The following is a 25,591-nucleotide window of genomic DNA, read 5'->3' on the forward strand; positions in this document are numbered from 1 at the left end:
TATTATTTGAGGTGTAAGATGAAAAGGGAATTAGGGAAAATCATTATTCTGGTCATCGGATCGTTTTTACTCGCATGCGCATTAAACTTTTTCCTGATTCCAGCAGATGTTTTTGCAAGTGGTTTTACAGGTGTCGCCCAGTTGCTGTCGCTTGTATTACCGATGTCAACAGGCGTGTTGCTTTTTTTACTAAACATTCCTGTTGCCATTTTAGGCTGGTTTAAAGTCGGAAAAAGTTTTACAATATATAGCTTTGTGAGCGTAATGCTTACATCGTTATTTTTAGAGATATTGCCGGTTTATCCGCTGTCTAATGAAATTATGTTAAATGCAGTATTTGGCGGGGTAGTCGGTGCGGCAGGCGCTGGATTGTTATTAAAATGGGGTGCTTCTTCAGGAGGGCTAGACATTGTGGCACTCGTCTTAGCGAGATATACGGATCGTTCAATTGGGAGCTTTTTCTTCTTGTTGAATTCCATCATTGTCATTGCTGCGGGTTTATTGTTAGACCCAGAAAAAGCATTGTTCACATTAATTTCAATTTATGTGACATCACGTTTTATTGACACGATTCACACACGTTATGTAAAGTTGACTGCGATGGTTGTTACTGAGAAAGCCGACTTATTAAACGCGGCGATTCATGAGCGATTGACAAGGGGAATTACGCGTATTCCAGCAAAAGGTGGTTATACGTTTTCAGAAAAAGAAATGCTCATTATTGTCATTACGCGGTATGAATTGTATGCTTTGAAGAATATTATTGACGAAGTGGATCCTGATGCGTTTACGAATATTGTGGAGACAGCAAGTGTGTTTGGGTTGTTTCGCAAAGATTAGAAAGGTGGCTTTCACTTGAAATTTGTTCATGGCTGTATTGCTGTGTTGGCTGTATTTTTGATGGTGGCGTGTAACGGGCAAGAGAAAAATGATGATGTAATTCCGACGGGGGGAGCGGAGAATATGGATAACATTTGGGCGTTTGAGGTAGATGTAGAGCAAAAAGATGACATGTTACATGTTGAGATGAGCCTTGAGAATGTTTCGGGCAAAGGGCAAACGTTAGTGTTTCCAACGTCACAAGTATATGATATCACCCTCTCAAATGCGCAAGGGGAGATGATTTATCGTCACTCGGATGGTTATATGTACACACAACAAATTGTTGAGGTGCACTATAAAGCAGATGAGAAAAAAGCATTTACAGAGACTGTACCATTAAAAAACATTCCGGCAGGTACGTACACAATGTCGGTTTATTTGACGCCTTCACAACAGGAATTAAAGAAACTAGGCGATGAAAACGTGTTAACAGACACGTTTGAAATTGAAATTAAAGATATGTCATCTGCATCATAGCATCGGTTGACTTAAAGTCGAGTTTTGTCGTAGGAATAATCGGCTTTTTTCGTGAAAACGGTTGACAATGCTAGACTGTTATCGTATAGTAAACGTATCATCTCATTAGTCGTAGTATGGATGGGGTTGTAATGAAGCAACTGACATGAGTGACTGTTAAGATGGGCAGTTGCTGTATACATGAATGAGCCTCAGTCATTTCGAGTGCGTTTTCGATAGCTGAGGGCTTTCGTGTACTTTCCTGTCTGCTGTGGGACAAGCTGTACTAATTGAAAGCACTTTCATAGGGAGGAGAAGCAATGGACAAAGAACGGGTTTTATCAGAGATAAGAGAAGATATTAAGCGGATGGCAAATAATATTGATGATTACAGTGGGGAACAGTTACAAAAGTTTTTAGAGGGATATGGAAACCTAGTAAAATGTTTATGCTCAGCTATTATTGAAGAGACGGTATGTATACCAGAACGAGATACGACACCAACGCAACCAGAGAGGCGTGGCGAAAGTGTAGCATTGCCATCTGAACAACAACAATATGCAAGCGATGATGGCGCCGTGTTACCATTGTCACGTAAATTGCGCGGAGGAATGCTCGGGGGTGTTGTGTACATGCCAGAACATATTATTCGTGCGACCGGTGCTGAACACGGTGACCTGATTAGAGCATTAAAAATGGATGGATCAACGTCGGTAGGTATGCCAAGATACCACTTTGAGCTTGTTGAAAAAAGAGACCTAGCCGCGGAGTCTGATGTGGTAGAGTTTACATTTGGGATTGTTCGCTATCGCGAAGACTTGAAAGAGTTTGTTGTGGAAGAGAATGCGCTAGGGGAAATGTATCGTGTTGACGGGACACCCGCGACATTGCGCATACCTGCCGAAGATGTACAGGATATGTCCATCAAAGAAGGCGATGCGGTTGACATATCTTGGTACAAAAATAATCCGACAAATGTGAAAGTCCGTTGGGTTCACCAAATGGATAGTGTTGAAGCGAGTCAATCGATGAAAATGAAATTATATGCAGAAAACGATAAAAAGAGCAGCCGGACAAGCGCTGAATATGGACAAGAAGTTGAACAAACATTGGATGGAAAGGCCATTTTACTTGTTGGATTAGAACCTAAATATGCAGATTTACGTTTAGAAGTGGAACGACTTGGTGGTTCACTTGAATTTACAAACGGCAAATTAGGCGTACAAGAAATGGCAAAAAAAGTGCGCAAGAAAGACTTAATTGTGATTGGCATTGCTCATATTTCCCACAGAGCGAGTATCGATACAGTAAAGGCCGCGAAGCAAGAAGAAGTTCCTTTTATTACATTTAGCGGATACGGTAAAGACGGATTTTTACGTGAAGTACATCAAGGGCTCGCAAGCATTGATGCAAATTCGTAAGTGACCAGCGTTTTATATGAACAGTTTTATTGTGGGGTTTTTGTATGTGATGGATAAATGTTAGTGAGGCAGTATGACTGAAGAAGTGGTCGGATGTATGCAATTTCTACACAAGCGTTGGGATAGACTTTTGCATAGAAAAACGGAGTCCTAGGACTCCGTTTTTTAGCGGTCTGTTGCCGCTTCGAATACGAGGACGATGGCTGTAATGACATGTAACAGCCAGCCAAGGAACGGAATCCACCCGAGCAATGCCGTAACAATGCCACAAATGTGTCCTGCCTTTTGCCGATAGTGAATCGCTGCGAAGATTAAACCAACGATGTGTAAAATAAGCATAAACGGAAGCGCAGAGTAACCAGAGAAAATAACGATGCTTCCACCGAGAATAGGGATTGCAAGGATTGCCTCAAAACTTCCACATAGTGTCTTTAATGTACGACTTACCATGTAATATTCCTCTTTTCTAGAATTAAAATATATCTTTGTTATGTTACGTGGTTAAGGTCAGAAAGGTTTCATATAGACTGCAGAAATTAGTATAAAAGTAGTGTTTAATTGTGTGAAACAGAGTAAAATGAAATAAAATTGTCGAAACACATAGACGGATATCATGTGAATGTGATAACCTTTTTTCAGGGAGGTGAATGCATTTTTAAGACTGAAAGGATGGATGCGTTTTCGAGAAAACAACAATGATATTTAATATTACGCAATCATTTTTTGCAAATTGTTGCTACAATCGAGTATAAAATGCAAAATTTAATGAGTAATTCGACATCCTTATTGAGTAGACAGAAAAAACAGAAAGAGGAGAGAGAATGGGACGTGTGATAAAAAAATCAGTCGTCTTGTTGCTTGTGTTCATGATTGTGATGAGTGGCATGCCGCTACAAGCAATTGCTGAGCAACAAAATCAAACGGTTGTTGAGACGACAGCATCACAAGATGATGGAACTGTCGAACAAACAGACGATGACTTCGAGGAAGATGATGAGGGATTTTTCTCAGACAGTGAGGAATATGAACTCGGAGAAGACAATGAGCTGATCAAAGAACGAACAGAAACAACGAAACAATTTTTGAATGAAGATGGGACGATTACTGAAAACGTATACTTTGAACCGATTCATCTGTTCGATGAAGAGACAGAAGCGTGGGAAGACATTTCTAGTGATCTTGTCAGTGACGGTGAGGAAGCAATCGTCACCGAGAACACGGACTTACTCACAACGTTTAAACCTGTCATGGAACAAGGACGGTATGTCGACTTTCAAAAGGGTAAACATACATTATCCATGTCATTGTTACATGCCGTTGATGAGGACGGTGAAGTACTGGAAGTGACGGATGCGACTGCTACATATGATGAAAATGAGATCATCCATGCAGGTGTGTTCCCGCAAATTGATTTACGTCATATTACATTTAATCAACATACGAAAGAAGATTTAATTTTAGAAGAATACACAGGTTATCACCAATTCGTCTACAATATTGACACGGATTTAGAAGCGGTACTTGAAGGAGATGGCGCGATTACGTTTGTCGACGCATCAAGCGAAAAAATGTTTGACTTACCGAAGCCGTATATGAGCGATTCCAATTATGATGATGGTAAAGGTGAATCTGTTACTTCCGAGGCGGTCACATATGAATTAGAGGAACGTGACGGAGGCTATCAGCTTACAGTCAACGCAGATCGTGAATGGCTTACTGACGAAGAGCGGGTGTACCCAGTTTATATTGATCCGACGACATCGGTGAATATGAGTGCCGATGCGTTTGTCATGAGTGCTTACCCGACAACAAATTACAGCACTGCAAGTAGTAAATGGGATTCTGCTACAAAGTCACATGTATTAAAAGTCGGGAACTATGATAAAACGACAGGGACAACTTTCGGGTTTCTGCGTCCGAATAGTAGCGCGCTAAAGAAACATATGAATATCTCTAAAGCGACATTAAATCTCCATGTCATCCACCATTACTACGGAAACAATCCAAATGGACTGTGGCTTGATGTGGTCAACAGCAGCTGGGAGCCAGGCAAGCTCAATTGGAACAACAAACCGGGTTCTAGCAATATTGACCGCGTTAATGTTGGACGTGACAAACCAGCGCAATTTGATGTGACGAGCACCGTCAAAGCGTGGGCGTCTGGGTCAAAGCCAAACTATGGATTTAAGCTTCATACAAATGGAAATGGCAAAGAGTATTGGAAAAAAGTATTGTCGACAACAAATGCGACGAAAAAGCCACATTTGAGTGTGACGTATACATTATCGGCGCCTGATAAACCGACAGCGCGTGCGTATGTCGATGGCGATGAAGGTCATGTTACCTTGAATTGGAAAAAGGTTGCCGGTGCTACGGGTTACAAAGTATGGATCTTCAACGGAAAAGACGAACAAGCCTTTACTGTTGGAAATGTAGATTCTTGGTCTACTTACAATAAAGGCATTTGGCCAACCGCCGCGGATATTAAAGCGGGCAAATATACGCTTTATACAAACGGAAAAGGAAGCCAACTTGCGCGTGACCCGTCGCCAGTATATAAAAATGCAAAAGGCGGATCCGAGAATAAGAAAAACTATCGTTTCCGCGTCAGTGCGATTTATCCTGAAGGCGAAAGTGCGAAGTCTGCGGCGATAGAACCAACGATTCCGAACTTAAAAAAGGTAGACAAGCCGACAACGAAAAGCTATAGTAATGGCGATGGCACAGGATATATTGACATTAGTTGGTCTGCTGTTCCAGGGGCGACTGGATATAAGCTTGTCATGTACAACGGTAAAGACAATGAACAGATCGATATCGGCAATGTTACCTCTTACAGCACGAAAGGGAAGAAGATTTGGCCCACGCCAGCAGAGATTAGACAAGGGCGTTACAAGCTCCATTTAAGTGATAATAAAGGGGCAGAGTTGCCACTTAGCCCGTCATCAGTGTATAAAAATTCTGGTGGGAACTACCCAGATGCGCACGACTATAACATCAAGGTCATTGCTTACAACAAACAAGGAGAAGCGTATCGGTCAGCACAAGCGCTCACGTATATTCCTGACTTAGATCGACCAAAAGCACCAAATGGGGTCGCCTATACAAACATGAAAGTAGAGAACACTGGCTACATCATGCTTGACTGGGAAGAAGTCGATGGTGCGGAAGGCTATAAAGTCTGGCTTTCAAATGGAAAAACATTCACGGCCTTTGATGTCGGTGATGTGACCCAATGGACAACGCAAGGAAAAGGCATTTGGCCAACGGAAGCCGATATTAAAGCGGGTAAATCGGCACTATATACAAACGGTAAAGGCGCCGAACTTGCGGTTGATCCGTCACCGGTCTATAAAAACGCGGGCGCGAACGCCAATGCGAAAAACTACTTTATTAAAATGAGTGCTTATGATCGCGATGGGGAAACGATTCAATCACCTGAATTTAAACCATCTATCGGCACGCCAACCGAATTTTTCGGTGAAGAAGACTACTGGACGATCTTGACCGTACCATATGGCACAGTCAATGCAGCAACTGGAAACATGATGGTCAGTGAAGATGATGTGGAAATTAGTGGACGCGGTCCAGGACTGGGACTTTCTCGGACATACAACAGTTTAGCAGCAACCTCAGGGATGTTTGGCTACGGCTGGCATAGTGATGCCGAGATGACATTGAAATTATCCGGCAACCAAGCACTATTCGTTGATGATGACAGCACGCTCCACATCTTCACGAAACAAGCTGACGGCACTTATAAACCACCAACTGGTGTGTATTTAACGCTTGAAGACAAAGATGGGACGCTGCAACTGAAAACAAAAGACCAAACGACAGCCCACTTCTCAAAGAAAACTGGAAAACTCGAAAAGCTCGTCGACGGTCATAACAATGCTACAACCTACACGTATCAAGACAACCGTCTCACAACGATCACCGACGCGTCTGGACGAAAGCTCACGTTGAGTTACAACGGAGATGGCACGGTGAAAGAGATTGGCGCACCGGAAGGCCGTAAGCTTACGTACGCATATGAAGACGGTCGTTTAGTAAGCAGCACCGATTTTGATGGCGCAGTGACACGCTACGGTTATGATGAAGATGGCAAGATGACATCAGTAACGGAGCCGACACATACGGAAGACAAGCCAGTCATCAATCGTTACGTATATGAAAACGGGCGCCTCGTGGAAGCGATCAACCCGCGCAATGAATCATTTAAGCTCGCATACGATACAAGCAAACGGACGCTTCTTTTCACGCAACCAAACGGACGTAAACTTTCGTACACGTATAATGCGGCCGGAAACCCGATTCAAACGATTGAAGATGTTGACGGCTTAAAAATTACGAGCACGGAGAAATACGAAGGCAATAATCTCGTCCAAGCAACCGATCCAAACGATGTTGGTACGGGTAAAGCGACAGAGTCGTATGAATACGACAAAGACGGCAACGTCACAAAAGCGGTCGATCATTACGGGACAGAAACGTACAAATACAACGAGAACCACGATGTTACAGAAATGGTCGATACAGAAGGCGATAAAGTGACTATCGCTTATGACGGGCTTGACGCTGTATCAGAAACAGACCAAAGCGGGAAAACGGCCTCCGCCTCTAAATATGCCAAAAACGGCAACTTAACCGAGGAAAGCCACGAGCTTGGTACAGCTGCGAATATTCTTGTCAACGGCCAGTTCAATGACGGGAAAACAAGCTGGACACCACAAGGTGGAGAATGGCACGGTGCGACGTTTGAGGTCGACAAACATTCTGCGGGAGGTTTCTCTGGGACGCAATCCGCGAAATTAACGATCAATACAAATGTCGAGGCACACGCCTACCATGCGGCAACGCAAGTCGTTGATGCCCATCCAAATGTGTCGTACACGTTTAGCTCGCTCATTAAGACAGACTTAAAAGAAGCACGCGCTTTCTTAAATGTCGAAGCACTCGACAAAGACGGCAAACGCCTGCGCTGGATTGATAACCGCTATAGCCAACTTGTTGGCAAAAATGACTGGGCTGAGCGACAACTCACATTCACAACCCCAGCAAACACCGCAAAACTTCGTGTTTACCTTGAAGTAGAAGCGATCAAAAACGGCGCAAATGCGAAAGGAACGGCTTGGTTTGACCGCGTTCAACTAGAACGGGCCGAAGTGTCATCAAGCTTTAACCCAATCGCCAATTCAAGTTTCCTTCACGGATTGAAAAACTGGAATGGTACTGGTGGGACAGTGGGCAATGAAGGTTTTGACGACAACAAGTCTGTCAAAATTGATAAAAAAGGTGAATATACACAAACGGTTGTCTTGAACCAAGCAAAAGATGCCAAACCATTTGACATGACGCTTACTGGCTTATCTAAAGCGGATAACGTCAAATCGACAAAGTATGGCTTAAAAGCGAAAGCCCACTACGCCGACGGAACAACGGCTGACATTGAACCAGTCATGTTCCCAGAAGGCACGCAAGACTGGAACCGCGCGGCGGTAAAAATCGCGAAAAACAAGCCCGTCATGAAAATTGATGTCACATTCTTCTTTGAAGGCAGCGGCACCGCTTCGTTTGATGATCTCCGCCTTCTGGAAGGGTCCGTCGTCACAAAAAATACGTACGACGAACAAGGGAACTACGTCACAAAAGTCGAAGACGAACTAGGATATACAACGACTAGCCGGTTCGACCAGTATGGAAATGAACTAGAGTCAATTGACCCACGCGGTCAAGTGAAGAAACAAACGTACGATTTGACAAACCAACTGGAACAACTATTGCTAGACAACGGCACAAAACTCGACTACACGTATGACAAAAACGGCAACATGTTGTCAAAGTCGATTGTTCCACAGTCTGGCACGGCACAAACGTTCACGTATGAATACGATGTTGCTGGTAAGTTGTTAAAAACAGTCGATCCGTTAAACGGCGTCTTGACCCATCAATATGATGCCAATAGCAATGAAACGAAAACAATCGCACCAAACGGCAGCACGACCGAAATGACGTACGACGGTACTGATCGGATGGCGACAAAAAGCTTTAACGGCTCTCTCGCCTATCGTTACACGTACGACAAAAACGGGAATGAACTAACCGTTGAAGATGTACAAGCAAAAGAAACGAAAACACGGACGTTTGATAAAAAAGACCGCATCACAAACATCACAGATCGTGGCGGCAAACAAACGTGGACCTACTCGGAAACATCCGATAAACTGAACAGCTTCTTGTTCGAACACGGTTCATTTAAGCAAGAAAACAAATACACGTACAACAAGAAAGAACAAAACACGTCGATGACCGACGGGGACGCGACGTATCGCTTTGACTACGACGAGAAAGGCAACGTCAAAACGTTCGTATCCGGTAACGGTACTGGCGCGACATTCTTTTACGACCCACGTGGTCTTGTCACATCACTGTCACTAGGAACAAGCACTGGGGAACCGTTACATGAAGAATTCATGAAATACGACGAGAGCGGAAACCGGACGGAAATTAAAGACGGAGACGGCAATACGATCACGTACACGTACGGTACGCTCGATCAATTAATGAGTGAAACACTGAAAGATGGCACAAAACACGAATATGCGTATGACGGCTTCGGGAACCGTGTGTCGATTAAAACGACGACAGATGGCAAGACAACCGAGAAGCAATTGACGTATAATGTGTATAACCAACTCACAAACTTCGGTGATGAAGCATTAACGTACGACAAAAGCGGTAACCGCCTCACCGATGGTCAATACACGTACACATGGGATGCATCTGACCAAATTACGGCGATCACGAAAAAAGGTGAATCAACCCCATTCGTGAAATACCGTTACGATGAAGCCGGACGCCGAATTCAAAAAGACGTTGGTGGCAACATCACAAACTATCATTACGATGGTGATGGTCTCACAGTCTTGTATGAAACAAACAAAGACGGCAACGTCACAAAATCATACACGTACTCTGAGAGCGGGCAACTCGTTTCAATGAAAAAAGGCAATGAGCGTTACTTCTATCATTACAACGCTCATGGTGATGTGATTGGCATCACAAACAAAGCCGGTAAACGCCTCGCGACATACGAGTACGATGCATGGGGCAATCCGCTCAAAGTCGAAGAAGCGGATGAAGTGAAAGACAACTCCTACCGCTACGCTGGTTACCAGTACGACCGCGAAACGGGTATGTACTACTTGATGGCGCGTTACTACGAGCCAACACACGGTGTCTTCCTGTCGCTTGATCCAGATGCAGGCGATGATGATGATATCTTGACGCAAAATGGTTACAGCTATGCGAATAACAACCCTGTCATGTTGGTTGATCCGGACGGGCATTGGGTGTGGCTCGCAGTCAACGCTGGATTTGCGGCTTATGATGCGTATAAAGCGTATAAGTCCGGTAAAGGATGGAAGGGTGCAGCGTTAGCTGCAGCGTCAAACTTCGGACCAGGGAAGTTGTTTAAGGGTGCGAAGAGGGCGTTTAGTGCAGGAAAAAAATATTTCAAACCTGGAAAATACGCAAAACGTTCTATCCCGGCGCGGAGTAAAGGTCGTTCTTTCACAAAAAAAGAGAGAAGGGTCATGAACAAGATTGGTAATAAATATGGTTGCCATCACTGTGGTACGAAGAAACCTGGATATAAAAATTGGGTTCCAGACCATCAACCTGTGAACAGGTTCTTGAAAAAAGGACAAAAGCAGCGGTTATATCCACACTGTAAGGCATGTTCTAGAAAACAGGGTGGATATGTATCGGCAAGGGTGAAAAAAAGTAAGCAGAAAAAAAGGAAGCGAAGATAATCCACGTTTGGGTTCAAAGGGAGAGCAAATCATGTTATCTCATAGCATGATTTGCTCGATACTCCCTATTCTGAAATAATTCTCTATGGTCATTATATGTCGTTGAGAATTCTATCTATAATATTTCAAAGATAAAGGGTGAATAGCATGGTGACAAAAGAAAGCGTTTTGGAGATTTTGGATGGACATTTTGACAATGTAAAGCGTCCTTATTTTGAGGATAGAGAGTTGGACTACATCGGGAGTAAGATATCGATTTTTAGATTAAACGAAAGTGATTGGATGATTAACCTGCAATTTTTTCAGAGGTGTGAGGATAGTGCTTTTATAGAGAGTCATTTCTATAGTAATCAGCTGAAGCGTCAGTATAAGGTAGATGTGTTTGATCCTTTTTACTTTAAAACAAGTGATGGGGAGGAGATCGATTATGAAGCAAGTGATGCATCAGATGTAAAGAAAATCGATCTTCTTCAAGTATATTCTCAAGCGTATCCTTTAACTAAGGAGCAAATGTATCAGGGGGATGCCACAATTAAAGAAACAGCGTGGAAGGAATTTCTTAGAGATTTGTTTTCATATGATTCTTTTAGAGAAAAATTGTGGTTGAACCAGCAGGAACTGTTAGAAGGATTTAAATATGACAAGCAGAGTATAGAAGCTTTTGCGGTGGAATCTGAGGCATTTCAGTTTCCAGATTATCTGACTTCCCCTAGTGAAATAAGCTGTTTTCAGTCGATTGCTGAGAGTTTAGAAAGAAATGATCCGAAGCTCATTAACTTCGATACCCCGAACAATGAATGGAAAGAGTGGATGGATTATGACTATGGAGATGATGAGTAAAAATACGCTAGGAGTGAGGCAACAATGAATCACACCCATATTCTTGATATTTTGGATGAACTACGTGAAGACTATGCATTCCCAGTCTTTGATAATGCAAATTTTGATTACGTGAAAGCTAAGCTTTCTGTTTTTATCGATGACAATGATGGATGGTTGATAACGATTCAAGAGTTTGGTTTGTCTAAAGTGGGTCTAGTAGTATCAGTAACGTACATGGGAAATCTTCTTCCGGATTTTTGTGTGATGTTTGCAGAAGAACCAATAGAGTTTTTAGATGAGGAAGGAGAAGTAATCGATGATATCGAGCTTGAGAGTGGCTTTTCTTTAAAGCCAGTGAAGATGTTATTTTATGACAATCCATATCAAGTCCATTTTACTAAGAAGGACTTCCAAAACTCTGGAATAAAATGGAGTAGTGATCATGAGTGGATTGCTTTTTTGCGTTTACTGGCTGAAACGCCGTTGTTTCAAAAGAAGATATGGCTTTCTTCCGAGAAACAATTTGAGTATGCGGAAATCGATCATGATTATCGACTACTATATGAAACAGAAGAATGGCGACATCCTGATGGAGAATTTCCGAGTGAATCTCCTTTTTTCCAGAGCATCGCCCAGGCAATTGTAGAAAAAGATTCTTCTGTGATAAAAAATGATGAAGAAAGCAACACACATTGGTCTCATTGGGAGGAATTTGATTCAGTTGAATATTGAGATGACTAAAGTACACCCTCCAGTAACAAAAGAATGTTTTTTCCACGTTGACGTGCAAGGACGGATATATGTTGGTGTAAATCATGCTAAAGGTATTTTATTCTCCATTTACGATAACCAAAGTGGCTGGACCCAGACTGAAATTCCTATCCAAATCACTTATGATGAGATTGCTTTGTTTCAGCAATGTAAAGAAAATAAGTATGCAATGGTTTATCGCGGGGAAGACGGATGGTGTTTGAGCATTCATACGAGCACAGGTAAGATGATTCGTTCGATCACGTTGCCTCTGCCATTAGACATCATTTGTTGGTACTTGGATGAGCGTGATTTACTGTGGATAGGAATGGGGGAAGAATCTATCTTTGGTGATGAAGGTTGTGAATGCGACAGTGTCTATTGCTATTCGTTAGACGGGGAGCTCGTATTTTCTGGGATTGATGAGGACCTTTCAGACATGTGTGCTCCTAATATTTGTGAGTGTTATGCCATAGCAAGAAAAGATGGGCTGATGTATGTAGCTTATTACCCTGATTTGGTTATTGCAGCATTTGATGAGACAAGTATCAAGCGGGTATGGGTATTAAATGAAAACAGTCAGTTTGACTTTGGGTATGGGCAACTCTCTATTTCGAGAGAAGGATTCTGGTTAGCGACAGATGAACATGCGCTTTACTTCGTTTCTCACCATGTTAATGAGGGGATGAAACAGGTAAAATGTTGCGATATAAGTGGCAAAGAATTACACATTCATGCATTAAAGTTGACCGAAAAAGCGATTTACGCGCATACGGATACAGGGATTTATCAGTATGAACTACAATAATTGTAGTGATGGAGGATAAACAAATGGACAAACAGACGTTTTGGCAATTAATCAATCAATCTAGACAACAAGAAGAACCAGAAGAGTGGTTGTTAGAAGTATTATCTTCCAAAGGGGAAGATGCTGCAGTTGGATTTGAATACATGGTGCGATCGCTCATGCAAAAAAGCTATATGTCCTCTTTGTGGGGAGCAGCCTATGTATTGATGGACGGCTGTTCAGATGATACGTTTGATTATTTTCGTGGCTGGCTAATTGCACAAGGGGAAGAAGTATTCAACAAGGTGCTACAAAATCATGAGTACTTGGCTGAGTATATTTCCGAAGAGAATTTAGATGAAGAAGGATATCCGCAAAATGAAGAATTATTGACTGTTGGTTTAGACACGCTTACGGTGATGAGAACGGGTGATATAGATTGGGATGATGATGTGTGGGCAGCAATGGACGATGCGCTTCAAAAATTGGGGCTTGTAGAATCACACAGGATTGAACTTGATTGGGAAGAAGAAGATTTACCAGAACGATTCCCGCGTCTTTGGAAGCGGTTTGGTGAAGATCCACTGCCATTAGATTTGGATGAGGAGTAAAGCCGAATAAGATGTTAGGAGGGATTTAATGGCGAGTATTCGTGATGAAATGACTGCATGGACGGTAAGTCCAAGAAGATATTCAGAAGATGAGGAGAATCCGTTTATTTTCTCCACTATTTGTCTAGCAGTGAGTGGAAGATCGAAGTTGAATGATCATTCTGCTAGCCTGATGGCGTCGGACTATCAATGTATTATAAATAATATGAAGGATATTCTTGAAGGAACACGCGATTATTTTACACTAGAAACAATAGAACCTTTTCTGGTCTTGCATGTGTCTACAGCAGCAAATGTGTTTAAAATTCAGGTAACACATGTTGTAGAAGAATACGATGATGACGAAGAGTATGATGATGGAAAAGAAGAGGAAGATGAAGATGATGAGTATGGGGCGTTCAACAAAACGGTATATGAAATCACATGTGACCGGTCAGCACTAGAACGTTTTGTCGGAGAATTGGAGTATGAATTCGATCAAGTAGATAAAACGCCGCCTTGGTTACCATGATTTGGATGAGTTACACTTAATTGGACTAGCCAGGCTAAATCTTTCTCTTATTTAAAATGAAGGTGGTTATGATGTCTAAAGATATGTTTATACAAGATTTGGTCGAGCTTAAACGGTGGCGAGAGCTGATTAAGCAAAAAATCCATCTAAGAAAAGAATTCCCCGAACAAGTTTTTAAAGATCCATGTGAGATGTATCTATTCGAGGAGTTTGATTGGTTGTGGTGGTCTGATGAGAGTTGGCCAATGTTGCAGAAACTAGCTGCCTGCCACCATGATGAGTATATTCTCGTAGCATCATTGGAGTGTTATAGACTGTTAAAAAGCTTTTATAAAGAATATGGTTATATTTACTGGGCTAAGGCTTCGTTAAAACTTACAAGCGAAGAGTTTTTAGATTTACTTGCAGAAGGGCCTTCTGAAAATGATTTTAATAGTATTATGACTCTAGCTTCTAGGGTAGTCATAACTTCCCCGAGTTTAAAATGGATGATTTATACAGAGCGAGATACAGAGTTAAGTGTGTTATCAGCAGAAAATATATCTAATATCTTTGGTCATATGAGAGAAATGGCGTCGTGGAGTGTCTTGAATGAAGATGTGTTAGACCGTGCTTCAGTCGCATTTTATGACCAAGAGATACCTAAAGCGTTTAAAAAAGAATTGTACGAGAACTACGGTTATGTTAAAAGAGATAATAACAAACTAGGAAAATGATTTGAGGAAAGTGATCAAATGTTCATGGACGCAGGGACATACCTTGTAGAAAAAACACCACCGAGAGAATGGATGTCAGAAGACCTGAAGCCATCTTTCGTTTCTATTGATAAAGAGATTTCAGTCCTTCATCCTGATTTCTTCGGTTCCACACCCTATTTGAATTGGCTAGTGGGGAGAGAGGTGTACTATCACTCAACATTTTCTAGCTCTCGCGATGCAAAGTCATTCAAAAAAACATTCTTAAAAGAAAAAGAGAATGTTGTTATTGTAAAACTTGGTATTCAATTGGAAGATGCAGAACTGATTTTAAATCATCAGTTAGATCCTCAGGATGTGTCAGAACAAGGGATCTCAGGATTACTTTCGGAGAAGCGTCTCATTGGACCCCATCATTCTTTACTAGGTTACGATATTATGGGCTACGAGTGTGCCACGTTCTTTTCGTTTCGGACAAATCATTTAGAGGGAGATATACGCAATCGAGTCCCTTTTGAGACGAATGAGGTGGGGTTGATAAAGGAATTCGTCCATGCCAAAAAAGGTGCGGATATGTTAAATAATGAAGATTTTGGACAAGAAGAAGTCGATTGGTTTGCGTGGGCATTGTTTGAGGTGAAAGACTAGTTGGCATTTACAACGCCGAAGCATTGTTGCTACAAGCGGGCCGGTGGGAATGACTGAGGGGCCACTTCGACATTTCTATAATAAAACGAGGACGAGAGACATGAGTAACATTTTAGAGAAATTACCTCAGATTTATCAAGGTGACAGGAGAGTACTAAGAAACGGGACGGTTCTTTGGGGAGAAAAGGATGAGGATCTGGGTTGGCATACACATACGATGAAAGGTTTGAGCAGAAATGAGATTGATGATCTCGAAAAGCGCACAATAAATATCCAAGGACCATTGCCGTCTTCCTACAGATCTTTGCTTTCATTAGCAAATGGAGCTTATCTTTTTGATATGATTTTAATCGGCGGTCTAGGGATAAGAATGAAAGGTCTCTCTTATGAAGAATCATCGACTGCACCAAGTGATTTAGTTGATGATCTATTGTACAAGCTTTCACTTGATAATGTGAAAAAAGAGCTCTTTCAAACGCATTTCTTTTTTGCAGAATCATACGTTAATGGAACAATTTTCGCACTGGATCGGGATGAGCGAGTGATTGAATTTATTAATGGGAGAGTTAAGAAGAAAGTAAGAGAATTTGAGAGTTTGTTGTCGTTGTTAGAACGCGTTTTTGAAGTCGGAGTAGAACATTATCGAACAAGAAGTTTTATTGAATTCTAGTATAGGGAGCTAGGGACAATGAACATTGAATTAAAAGAGCAGTTAGATCTATTGTCACTTTGTAAAGAGTGCACGATGAATAAAGGCGTAGAGGAAAGTGTGATTTGTTTCTTTGAGCAGAAGTATGGTACAGAGTTTCCGGATGATTTAAGGGTTTATTTGCAACGATTTAACGGGGGAGATATGGATGGACTGGAATTAGCAGGACTGTATCGTGAGAACCATCCAGATAAACGATTCAAACTGTTACTTGAGCCGCTTGAACTGACAGAGCTGGCTGAAACCACTTTCCAAAAAGACTTATTTTTGTTTGCAATGGAATCGTATGGGGATATGTATTTTATTCATTTACCCTCGGAGGTGATTTACTTATGGGATCATGAGAATGATCTCTTAAGTGAAGAGTGGGGGAAGATTGCTGACTTTTTTGAGACCCAATTAGAGAATTTAGAGGGAAACGTAAATAATTTATTTTTTTAATGAGGATGTGCAAGGTGAACAAACATTCATTTCGGTTTTATAATGATATCGATCGCTGTATCTCCGAGATTAACGAGAAGCAAGTTAGAAGTGTAAACATTTGTGAGGCTTTTTATGGAGGAGATTCTATCCGTTTTTTAGCCGAATGTCCCAGTGTAAAAGAAGTTTTCGTCTCATCGGATAAAATCACCGATTACACCCCGTTGTACGAGCTGCCCTCCTTAAAGCACCTTACGATTGATGGAATGGTCAAAATTCCTCTAGCGTTAGACCGGTTAATCCTAGAGAGCCTTTCAATTACTTGGTCTAATAAGATTAGTGGCTTGGAGAGGATGAAGAATTTAACTTCTTTAGCATTGTATAAATATCATCCCAAATCACGTGATTTAGAGATGCTATCTAGTTTAAGTCAATTGAAAGAGATAACGATTACTGAAAGTCGTATTGAATCACTTTCTGGACTACAAAGTGCAGACCATCTAGAACGGTTAGAGCTGATCAATTTAAGAGGCTTAACATCGTTATCGTCGAGCGGAAATATGAGTCAAAAACTATCTTATATAAGAATAGAAGGCTGTAAAAACATCACTGATCACAATTATGTCGCTCACTTCCCTCATTTAGAAAACCTCATTTTGTGTAACTGTGGTAGGGTGCAGTCAATGCAATTTGTGAGAAACCTTCGCAAGTTATCTCGTTTAGTGTTTTTAAATACGGTCATTGAGGACGGTGATTTGACACCGTGTTTGGGGATAGATGAAGTTGCTTTTGACCAGAAGAAGCATTATTCACATACCGAGGCCCAGTTTAAACAAGAGAACGGAAATGTAAAAAGGGCTATAAAGAAAAAACTTTTATAGTGTTCACAGAATGGAGAGAAAAAACATTTGAAAAATGTCGTATATGGAAGTTCGTTTCGCAAGCCGCCTGGATATAAAATAGTGTTTGGAGAAGGTGAGGAGAAACATTATTTCGGTGGGGATAGTTGGGATCTTCCGGAATGTCCGATTTGTCGCACGTGTATGCACCAAATAATCACGTTAGATTTAGGTGATAATCGTTTAACTGATTTAAGAGAAGTAGGTGGAAACGAGATCGCACTATTTTCATGTTTGAATTGCTCCATGTGCTGGGCAGACCAATTTTTTAAGATTGATTTCAAAAATAGGAGAGCGATAATCATTCGTCAATGTCAACAAGACAAAGAACAAATGGAAGAAGAATATCGAATGACTACGCCGTTACCTTGTATACCTGTATCCTTGGTAGGGTTGAAGAAAGAAGAATACCCGACCTCTGAAGAAAAAAATGACAACATTTTTAGTGAATTAGGAACAACATATATTGGGCGCGTTCTAGGAAAGCCAGTGTTGGCTCAAGAAGCATTAAATAATCGTTGTTGTGAGTGTAAAAAGGAAATGAAGTTCGTTGCTTTAGTGACGGGAGAAAATGGTATAGAAGAGATGGAAGAGCGCGAGGTTGATCTGTTTTTTGGCGAGTTCATTCTTTATTTTTCTTTGTGCATCACGTGCAGTGTAATGAAGGTTGAATCCCAAAGCATTTAGATTGAGAAATATTGAGGAAAAATCTTCTGGGGAGGAAACTCAACGGTGAGTAGCTTTTTAAATCAAATAGAGCAATTGCTTGAAGACGCGTTGGCTGAAAAGCTGACTCATGAAGAGCTTGCAGATGCCTGTGAAGAAGTGTTGTTTGTTGGACCAGACCGAATTTCCATTAATGATCATATATCGGAGCAAGAGAGGGACGTTTTAGAAGATGTTGTACACCAATGGGCCATGTTCATAGATAACACCGTGGACGATGATACATTAAAACCTGGTTGGTTGAAGATGCCCAAAGAATGGTTATTGGCTTGGCGGGGTCAAGTAAGAAAGTTGCGTGAGCAGCCAAAAGTAGGAGAGCTCTCAATGTTTTGGAGAAGTGATCATTATAAGCCGAGAGCGTCTTTGAACAATGTGCCTGGAAGAGACTTACTGAGAATGGTTAAGTATCATAAGTTAAGTTACGTCGACATAGAATCAGTGTCTCAGCTTCGTCAAGCGCTATCGGTAAGTGATGCGGTAGAGATTGGCGTTGGGATAACACTTGATCATGATTTGTACGAATGGTTTTTGGAGTCGACAAGCGATAACCAGCTCGAATTTTATCCAATCAAGAAGAACTTGTCTTATGTGCAAACGATCATAGACAAAGAATCTATGATACAACAAGAGGCGCTGCTAGCATTTATTTATTCAGTAGCCGAGATGAATGACTTTGTGTTCCTTGTCATGAACCCGCGAACGAAGCATGTCCCGTTTTATGATATTGCAACTGAGAAAGTGAACATTGACATTGAAACGGCTGATGCGTTTTTGATGTTTGATTATGATGGTACGGGATTTTTTGTCTTTTGGTAAAAAAATTTTTCGGTGATAGCGCCAATGCTATTTGTAAGGGAGTAACTGCAATGTACGTATGGTCTACATTAACGCATCATCGTGACAGATATGATGTTGAATTACACGGAACAAGGGTGTTTAGTGATACATGTTATCGTCAATATATTGAGAAGGCCGATCTTTTTTTACGGGAGTTGATAGGAAATGATGACTGTAATGTTTATATGCTCTGCATAGATTATTTTCAAAGCCCGTCCCGTGTTCAATTATATAAAAAGTTATGGAAAAATCTAGAATATGAATATGGATGGGATCTCGGATTGAAAGGGAAAGAACATGTGTTGCAAGTGAATGAAGGTGTTTACTTTTATGGGGTATGTGCGGTGGAAATGTCCCATCTCTTGGATCTCATCAATTGGGCACCATATGAGCGCCCATTACGGTTAGTGATCAGTAACAAAGATATTCAAGAGATAGATCTACTGTTATCACAAGTAAAGGTGGCGGATGGGGAACTGGATTTTAGCCCAATTTCTAACGGGAACTTTTTTGTCTTGATCGAAGAAGTTGATACAGAGATCACAATGGAGGCTCGGTCTGATGCCTTTCATCGTCTTAAAGGAGATGAACGCATTGATTCGGAGCGGCTACGCAATTTGCTTTCGGAAGCACAAAAAGCGTTTGTTGGAAAAGCAATAAATAAAGAGGCATTTGCTCAACTGAAAGAAGATGCCATGTATCATTGGGTGTTTATAGAGCAATTGGATAACGGCTGGGTGATCGCAAATATAGCAGCTAAAGATTTTCCGTGTTATTACTATGAAATTGGAAAAGATAGCGAAAGAGAATATAAGGGAACATTAGCTGAGTTTTTACAAGGAGATGAATGTATGGATATGTCAAGAGCTTACGAGGAATTCATTGAGGAAGTGGCAAGAAATGAAGAAGTTTGGACATTAGGTGGCCAAGATGGATGGGTCACGCTACGGGGACAAGATGCCGAATATAGCCTTGTCTTCTGGGGGACCTGCAAGAAGGCGGAGAAGGCACGGGATGGCGTGTGGGAAGAATGCCGTCCTGAAAGCATCCACATTGATCAGCTGTTGGGAGAAATGTTAGATGAGTTGGTTCAAGATAAACTAGAGATAAGTCTTTATATTGACGAGCAACATTCTATTTTAATGGATCCAAAAGAGTTAAAATCAGACTTATTGTATGAACAATATGAGATTGAGATGGAAAATATTGATGAGCCTGAGACGGTTGATGAATATAAAAAAGTATACGTGAATGAAGAGACGTGCACTGTGGAACAAAAAAAATCCATGAAGATAGATTATAGTGAAGGGATAGAAACGATAGATGAAGATCATTTCTTTGAACTGTACCGTGCCCCGAAGAAAAAGCGTTATGAAGCGTTTGTAAAAATGGTTTGTGATTATGAGGGAGTATATGCGCTAAAGAAAGATGGCGAATACGCAATGCTATCTATGGATGAAAAGGAATATGTGCCTTTTTGGCCTACGCGGGAGTATGCGCAATATTGTGCTGTGGATAGTTGGGAAGGATATGAGGTTGAATGTGTCAACTTTGAGGAGTGGAGACAGTTCTTCTTAATCTACCTTTTACGTAAAGACATTCATATCGCAGTTTTTCCAACACGGGCGTCTTATTTAGGTGTGAAGCCGGTTCAATTATTGATTGATATAGAGAAAGAGATGAGTAAGTATGCGTGATAAAAGAGAAGATGGCCTATGAAAAGCTATCAAAAGATGTTAGTTGGTTTTAAAGATGAAGATTTTAATTGCTACGCATCTAGAGGTGATTGGTTGTATGTAGCGAGTAAGACTGATACAAAGAAGGGACTGTTTCGATTATCTAGAGACCATCATTATTTTGTTACGTTAACTGAAAAAAGACTTCCAGCAGAATTTGGGGTTGTGAAATGTTTGGAAAAACCGATTACGGCTTTGGAACTGGCAAGAAAAGATTTCGATAGCAGGGAAATGGACCATCAACATATTACACGAGCGGTGCTTGAAGAATACGATTCCTTTTTGATTAAAGTAAATGCGCATCCTGAGCATACGCCGATGGCTACGACGTGGCTAGAGAAGCTCAATAAGGGATTAAGGAAGGAAAGGATGCTGCAGGTTCACAAAGTATTTTTTAGGCATCTTTCAAAGCAAGAAAAAGATGAATTATTGGGTGGGAGGCAGGCAAAGTTTAATTAATAGAACTTGAAAGTGCATTATTTTTATAGATCAAACTACCTATGAAAGAAGGAATATTTATGAAGCAACACTGTCCAAACTGTCAACGAGTTTTTACAACCGACGATTTATTAGATGCTAAAATACCATTCTCATTTAAATGTCGAAATTGTAAAGTGCGTATTTATGAGCTACGTGTGACTGCTATTTTGCTCGGGCCTATACTTTTGTTCACCGCTGCTTTGATTGTGCTAAGTGAAGCCATTCGCGGTTGGTTGGCACCGTCTGTGCCTGTAATAGAAAAAGTTCCAACTGTAGCGATTGTTTTTGTGTTCTTGTTTCCACTCTATTATTTTGGTATCAATATGTTCATAACTTGTTTGTACAAACGCGGAAGGTTTTTTGTCCGTAAAAAATTAGGGTGAGAAAAACCGTTTTAACCGATGCCATCATCCTTACAGCTGACAAAATAAGACAAAAAATGCATCACTGCGGTGTTACACTTAAATAAACAATTACACTTGTGACATTGGGGGATATTATGCAAAACACAAATGAGCCAGTGATCACGCTAACCAACACAGACACCACGACAGCAGAAATGTTGACACCAGAGATGATCATACAATTACAACAGTTAGAATGTTGGAGACGAGATCAGCAGTGGACAGAAGAAGTGATGCACGGATTGGCGGCAAACGCAGGAGCAAATCAAAGTCGTTTATTTTTCGATCAAATGATGTACACCGTCAAAAAAAGAGCACCTAAGCAGCTTGTCACGTTCATGAATGTTTATATACGTGGTTTGAAATATGGCGTTCATGTAAAAGACTCGTTTGAATACGCAGCGCTCTTTGAGCAAATACCATTATTAAAAGAGTTATTGGCACGTTATGCAGATGAGGAATCATTAAAAGAATGGATTGAGGTATACCAGTTTTTATCGAATATCGTTGAATTCTCTTGGAAAGCGGATAAAGTTTTTCAAACTGTTAGTGACTTAATTCATCGTATAAATGACAAAGAATTACAAGTACGGTTGTTTACTGCCCAATTAATTGCATGCGCACACCTAGGATATAAAGAGAAATTGGTGGCGGTTTTTAATATGGCGGAAAGAGAAGTTGAAGGATTAGAACAAAGTTTTATGAAAAATTCTTTAGTAAGTCGTATCGCCTTAGAAGCGGCATACATATCCTTTTATGTAAAAGGCGAATTTGATGCGGCCGAGAAATTGTATATGCAAGTGATCGCAAACAATGCAACCCCTTATGCATGGCTTGCTCGTGCCTCACATGGTCTATCTTTAGTAACATTATTTAAATCAAGGACGTTTTGTATGCGACAACTAAAAAAAGCAATGACTTACGCTAAAGAAGCGAATATGCTTGATTTCTATGACATGCTTGTGAACGAGGTTCATCCGTTTATACTAAATATGTATGGTGAGTACTTTGATGTAGAAGGTGTCGTACCAGAAGAGCAAGTTCATCAATACGTTGTTCGTGGTGATAAAGAAAGGGCGTTGCAATTGGCACAGGAAATGGAAGACAGTGGGAAAGGCAGCTCATTCTTAGTTTTCTATCGTGCAAAAGCATTGAAGAGCCTCACGTTATTGCAAGAAGCAAAACGCCAATTTGAAAACGGACGTTTTTCCTACATGATTTTTTTTGTTAATCGAGAGATTGCTAAAATGAAGGGGGAAATGACATAGACAATATTTAATCTACCCAAAATAAATGTTGTTGTCGCGGTGATGTTGCTGCGGCTTTTTTTATGCATTCTTTCTTGCTAAAATGGTATACATGTACATGACATTTGCAAATGAAAGAAAATCTTTGTAGTAGGGAGAGAAACGGAATGTACGGTCAACCATTGAGACAATCATTTTACCAACAACCTACACTTGAAGTAGCGAAAAGTTTGCTAGGTAAGGTTTTAGTAAAAGAGACGAGCGAGGGTATTGCGGCAGGGACCATTGTGGAAACGGAAGCTTATCTCGGACCTGAAGATCGCGCCGCTCATAGTTATGGAAATCGTCGGACGAAAAGAACAGAAGTGATGTTTGGTCCAGCTGGTCATGTATATACATATGAAATGCATACGCATTGTTTAGTGAATGTAGTCTGTGGCGCACTTGATATGCCCCATGCGGTATTGATTCGCGCCGTTGAGCCTTGTGTAGGAGAAGATTTGATGCGCAAACGGCGAGGAGACAACAAAAAGCGTACAGCTTTAACAAGTGGCCCAGGAAAGTTAACACGGGCACTCGGAATTACAAAAGCAGACTACGGACATCGGCTTGATCAGCCCCCACTCTATATTACAGAAGGAGGGATACAAATCAATGATGAACAAATGATGGTCGGGCCGCGCATTGGGATTGATGGGGCGAAAGAAGCGCGCGCGTATCCGTGGCGTTTCTGGGTGGAGGGAAACCCGTTTGTTTCAAGATGATGTAATCGTTATCCACTTTGTGTAATACGAATAAGACGAGCAGGGGTGCACCTGGTCGTCTCCATATGAAGTGGAAGTACGTGAATAGCACCGTTCGCTGATCTTTCCGAAAATAGAGTGGATGATAGTGATAAGAACTGTTCAGGCTCGTTGGTTTTGTTTTTGAGCAAAAAGTGCTTGCATTGTTGTCCGGTCTTGGACGAGATCAGCTAGCGTGTATTGATCTAGCACATTTAAATATGCTTGGAGTGCATTTGCTAAGATGTTCTTTAAGCCACACGCAGGAGAAATAATACATTGATTATTCTCTTTGTCAAAACATTCCACAAGATGGAAGTCTTCTTCTGTCTGCCGAACAACCGCGCCAATATTAATCTTCTCTGGTTGTTGTGCGAGACGGATGCCACCGTTGCGCCCTCGTATAGTTTGGATATAACCCATTTTTCCGAGTTCAAAAATGACTTTCATTAAATGATTTTTAGAAATGCCATACGCCTCAGCGATTTCTTGAATGTTTGCAAGCTTTCCTTGATTGTGCGTGTGTAAGTAGATTAACACTCTTAACGTGTAGTCAGAGTAAAGTGTGAGCCTCACTGGTTAGCCTCCTCTATCATCATTGATATCTATTATACTGATTTTTTAAAGATCTGTCTAAAGATGTGTCTAATTTTTTAAACATGTATTATACATATATATTTAAATCAATAAATAAACTACAATAAAGATGTATTTAAAATACATTTTAAAGGAGTGGATAGACATGGTGTCAGCGAAAACTGTGGAGATTGTTAAAGCGACAGCGCCAGTGTTAGCGGAAAAAGGAGAAGAAATTACCGCATGCTTTTATCAAAATATGTTTGCCGATCATCCAGAGCTATTAAACATATTCAATCATGCGAATCAAAAGCAAGGACGGCAGCAAGCAGCCCTGGCGCGAACAGTTTATGCAGCAGCGCTACATATTGATCAATTGGAAGAGTTGTTGCCGGTCGTCAAACAAATTGCGCACAAGCACCGTAGTCTCGGTGTGAAGCGAGCCGATTACCCGATTGTCGGTGCCCATTTACTACGGGCGATGAAAGAAGTGCTCGGCGTGGCGGCAACGCCTAATGTTTTGTCAGCATGGGAAGAGGCGTATGGTGTCATTGCACAAGTATTTATTGATGTTGAAGCAGATATGTATGAACAGGCAGCAACAGAAAAAGGGGGCTGGCATGACTTCAAGGATTTTACGGTTGTGCGTAAGGAAGAGGAGAGTACAAATATCACCTCCTTTTATTTAAAGCCACGGGATGGCGGGGAATTGCCACGCTATTTACCGGGACAATATGTCACTGTGCGTGTCCGAATTCCTGATGAGACATACATGCACAACCGTCAATATAGTTTATCTGCCGCGCCAGGAAAAGGATACATGCGCATTTCAGTGAAGCGGGAGGATGAGTGCGAGCCAAAAGGGGCCGTGTCCCTTTTTCTACATGAACAAGTGAAAGCCGGAGATGTTTTATCAATCAGTGCACCTGCCGGTTCATTTACGCTCAATGCCTCACATGATCAGCCAATTGTATTCATCAGTGGCGGTGTTGGTGTGACGCCATTATTATCGATGTTACAGACTGTCGCAGTAGAAAATCCAACCCGTCCTGTCACGTTCATTCAAGTAGCACAAGACATGACAGTGTGTGCGTTCCGTTCAGAGATAGAGGCTTGCTTGCACGAGTTGCCTGAGGGGAGAGGGCACCTTTGTTTAGGTGAACCACGAATCATTGCGCGCCAAATCAAAGAAATTTTATCGCAAATGTCTATAGAAGACAGTGATGCCTATGTATGTGGTCCCATTGGGTTCATGAAAATGGTCATTGACTTACTGCAACGAAGCGGGATGGATGGAGAAAATATTCATTATGAATGCTTTGGTCCTGACATGCCGCTGAAATAAAACAAGAAGTCGCATTCCTTTACTCAAAAT

24 protein-coding genes are annotated in these 25,591 nt (G+C 41.3%); 22 read left to right on the forward strand and 2 right to left on the reverse strand.

The genetic code is table 11. From position 1 onward, the window contains the following. The first annotated feature begins 18 nt into the window (after positions 1 to 18). The 3 genes from BLT29_RS00760 to BLT29_RS00770 all read left to right on the forward strand — a co-directional run bounded on the left by BLT29_RS00760 (position 19) and on the right by BLT29_RS00770 (position 2,759). Entirely contained in the window at positions 19 to 840 is an 822-nt protein-coding gene (locus BLT29_RS00760) for a YitT family protein (protein ID WP_090774399.1), read from the forward strand. Positions 841 to 855: 15 nt separating this feature from the next. Then, positions 856 to 1,359, forward strand: coding sequence for a BsuPI-related putative proteinase inhibitor (locus BLT29_RS00765; protein ID WP_090774400.1), 504 nt, complete (start codon positions 856 to 858; stop codon positions 1,357 to 1,359). 299 nt (positions 1,360 to 1,658) lie between these two features. Then, the gene (locus tag BLT29_RS00770) at positions 1,659 to 2,759 is read left to right on the forward strand and encodes a DUF2325 domain-containing protein (protein ID WP_090774401.1); all 1,101 of its coding nucleotides are present in this window, start codon (positions 1,659 to 1,661) and stop codon (positions 2,757 to 2,759) included. A 165-nt stretch (positions 2,760 to 2,924) separates the two neighbouring features. Here the strand turns inward: BLT29_RS00770 and BLT29_RS00775 are convergent, their stop codons facing one another. Then, positions 2,925 to 3,209: a hypothetical protein gene (locus tag BLT29_RS00775; RefSeq protein ID WP_090774402.1), complete on the reverse strand. Its 285-nt coding sequence runs from the start codon at positions 3,207 to 3,209 to the stop codon at positions 2,925 to 2,927. A 371-nt stretch (positions 3,210 to 3,580) separates the two neighbouring features. Between BLT29_RS00775 and BLT29_RS00780 the strand changes: the two genes are divergently transcribed. The 18 genes from BLT29_RS00780 to BLT29_RS00865 all read left to right on the forward strand — a co-directional run bounded on the left by BLT29_RS00780 (position 3,581) and on the right by BLT29_RS00865 (position 23,622). Continuing rightward, a complete protein-coding gene (locus BLT29_RS00780) occupies positions 3,581 to 10,576 on the forward strand; it encodes a DNRLRE domain-containing protein (protein ID WP_245700961.1) in 6,996 nt (2,331 codons plus the stop codon). 147 nt (positions 10,577 to 10,723) lie between these two features. Then, entirely contained in the window at positions 10,724 to 11,416 is a 693-nt protein-coding gene (locus BLT29_RS00785; RefSeq protein ID WP_090774403.1) for a DUF7003 family protein, read from the forward strand. Between the two features lie 24 nt (positions 11,417 to 11,440). Beyond that, entirely contained in the window at positions 11,441 to 12,130 is a 690-nt protein-coding gene (locus BLT29_RS00790; RefSeq protein ID WP_090774404.1) for a DUF7003 family protein, read from the forward strand. Continuing rightward, the gene (locus BLT29_RS00795) at positions 12,072 to 12,956 is read left to right on the forward strand and encodes a YxiH-YxzG fusion protein (protein WP_141769823.1); all 885 of its coding nucleotides are present in this window, start codon (positions 12,072 to 12,074) and stop codon (positions 12,954 to 12,956) included. Before BLT29_RS00790 ends, BLT29_RS00795 begins: the two co-directional genes overlap by 59 nt. A 23-nt stretch (positions 12,957 to 12,979) precedes the next feature. Next, a complete protein-coding gene (locus tag BLT29_RS00800; protein WP_090774406.1) occupies positions 12,980 to 13,546 on the forward strand; it encodes a DUF4240 domain-containing protein in 567 nt (188 codons plus the stop codon). A 28-nt stretch (positions 13,547 to 13,574) separates the two neighbouring features. After that, positions 13,575 to 14,057 (forward strand): WapI family immunity protein, encoded by a 483-nt coding sequence (locus tag BLT29_RS00805; RefSeq protein ID WP_090774407.1) that lies wholly within the window; start codon positions 13,575 to 13,577, stop codon positions 14,055 to 14,057. Positions 14,058 to 14,128: 71 nt separating this feature from the next. Next, positions 14,129 to 14,773 carry a hypothetical protein gene (locus BLT29_RS00810; RefSeq protein ID WP_090774408.1) on the forward strand — a complete coding sequence of 215 codons (645 nt, stop codon included), beginning with the start codon at positions 14,129 to 14,131 and terminating at the stop codon, positions 14,771 to 14,773. An 18-nt stretch (positions 14,774 to 14,791) separates the two neighbouring features. Beyond that, positions 14,792 to 15,400 carry a hypothetical protein gene (locus BLT29_RS00815; RefSeq protein ID WP_090774409.1) on the forward strand — a complete coding sequence of 203 codons (609 nt, stop codon included), beginning with the start codon at positions 14,792 to 14,794 and terminating at the stop codon, positions 15,398 to 15,400. Between the two features lie 100 nt (positions 15,401 to 15,500). Next, complete coding sequence (locus tag BLT29_RS00820; protein WP_090774410.1) at positions 15,501 to 16,070, forward strand: SMI1/KNR4 family protein; 570 nt, start codon at positions 15,501 to 15,503, stop codon at positions 16,068 to 16,070. Between the two features lie 18 nt (positions 16,071 to 16,088). Beyond that, entirely contained in the window at positions 16,089 to 16,550 is a 462-nt protein-coding gene (locus BLT29_RS00825; protein WP_090774411.1) for an SMI1/KNR4 family protein, read from the forward strand. Between the two features lie 14 nt (positions 16,551 to 16,564). Further along, entirely contained in the window at positions 16,565 to 17,410 is an 846-nt protein-coding gene (locus BLT29_RS00830) for a leucine-rich repeat domain-containing protein (protein WP_090774412.1), read from the forward strand. A 27-nt stretch (positions 17,411 to 17,437) separates the two neighbouring features. Then, a complete protein-coding gene (locus BLT29_RS00835) occupies positions 17,438 to 18,115 on the forward strand; it encodes a hypothetical protein (RefSeq protein ID WP_090774413.1) in 678 nt (225 codons plus the stop codon). Positions 18,116 to 18,160: 45 nt separating this feature from the next. Beyond that, positions 18,161 to 18,970, forward strand: coding sequence for a hypothetical protein (locus BLT29_RS00840; RefSeq protein ID WP_090774414.1), 810 nt, complete (start codon positions 18,161 to 18,163; stop codon positions 18,968 to 18,970). 50 nt (positions 18,971 to 19,020) lie between these two features. Beyond that, positions 19,021 to 20,688 (forward strand): DUF2750 domain-containing protein, encoded by a 1,668-nt coding sequence (locus BLT29_RS00845; protein WP_090774415.1) that lies wholly within the window; start codon positions 19,021 to 19,023, stop codon positions 20,686 to 20,688. An 18-nt stretch (positions 20,689 to 20,706) separates the two neighbouring features. Beyond that, a complete protein-coding gene (locus BLT29_RS00850; RefSeq protein WP_090774416.1) occupies positions 20,707 to 21,186 on the forward strand; it encodes a hypothetical protein in 480 nt (159 codons plus the stop codon). Between the two features lie 59 nt (positions 21,187 to 21,245). After that, a complete protein-coding gene (locus BLT29_RS00855; protein ID WP_090774417.1) occupies positions 21,246 to 21,590 on the forward strand; it encodes a YcnL family membrane protein in 345 nt (114 codons plus the stop codon). Between the two features lie 116 nt (positions 21,591 to 21,706). Further along, entirely contained in the window at positions 21,707 to 22,879 is a 1,173-nt protein-coding gene (locus tag BLT29_RS00860) for an AimR family lysis-lysogeny pheromone receptor (RefSeq protein ID WP_090774418.1), read from the forward strand. A gap of 146 nt (positions 22,880 to 23,025) precedes the next feature. Beyond that, positions 23,026 to 23,622 carry a DNA-3-methyladenine glycosylase gene (locus BLT29_RS00865; protein ID WP_090774419.1) on the forward strand — a complete coding sequence of 199 codons (597 nt, stop codon included), beginning with the start codon at positions 23,026 to 23,028 and terminating at the stop codon, positions 23,620 to 23,622. 141 nt (positions 23,623 to 23,763) lie between these two features. On the opposite strand, the gene BLT29_RS00870 is transcribed toward BLT29_RS00865, so the two are convergent. After that, positions 23,764 to 24,216, reverse strand: coding sequence for an Rrf2 family transcriptional regulator (locus tag BLT29_RS00870; RefSeq protein ID WP_090774420.1), 453 nt, complete (start codon positions 24,214 to 24,216; stop codon positions 23,764 to 23,766). Between the two features lie 166 nt (positions 24,217 to 24,382). Between BLT29_RS00870 and hmpA the strand changes: the two genes are divergently transcribed. Next, positions 24,383 to 25,561 (forward strand): NO-inducible flavohemoprotein, encoded by a 1,179-nt coding sequence (hmpA, locus tag BLT29_RS00875; RefSeq protein WP_090774421.1) that lies wholly within the window; start codon positions 24,383 to 24,385, stop codon positions 25,559 to 25,561. The last annotated feature ends 30 nt before the right edge of the window (positions 25,562 to 25,591 follow it).

This window comes from Shouchella lonarensis, from assembly GCF_900096965.1.
Classification (GTDB): Bacteria; Bacillota; Bacilli; order Bacillales; family Bacillaceae_D; genus Shouchella; species Shouchella lonarensis.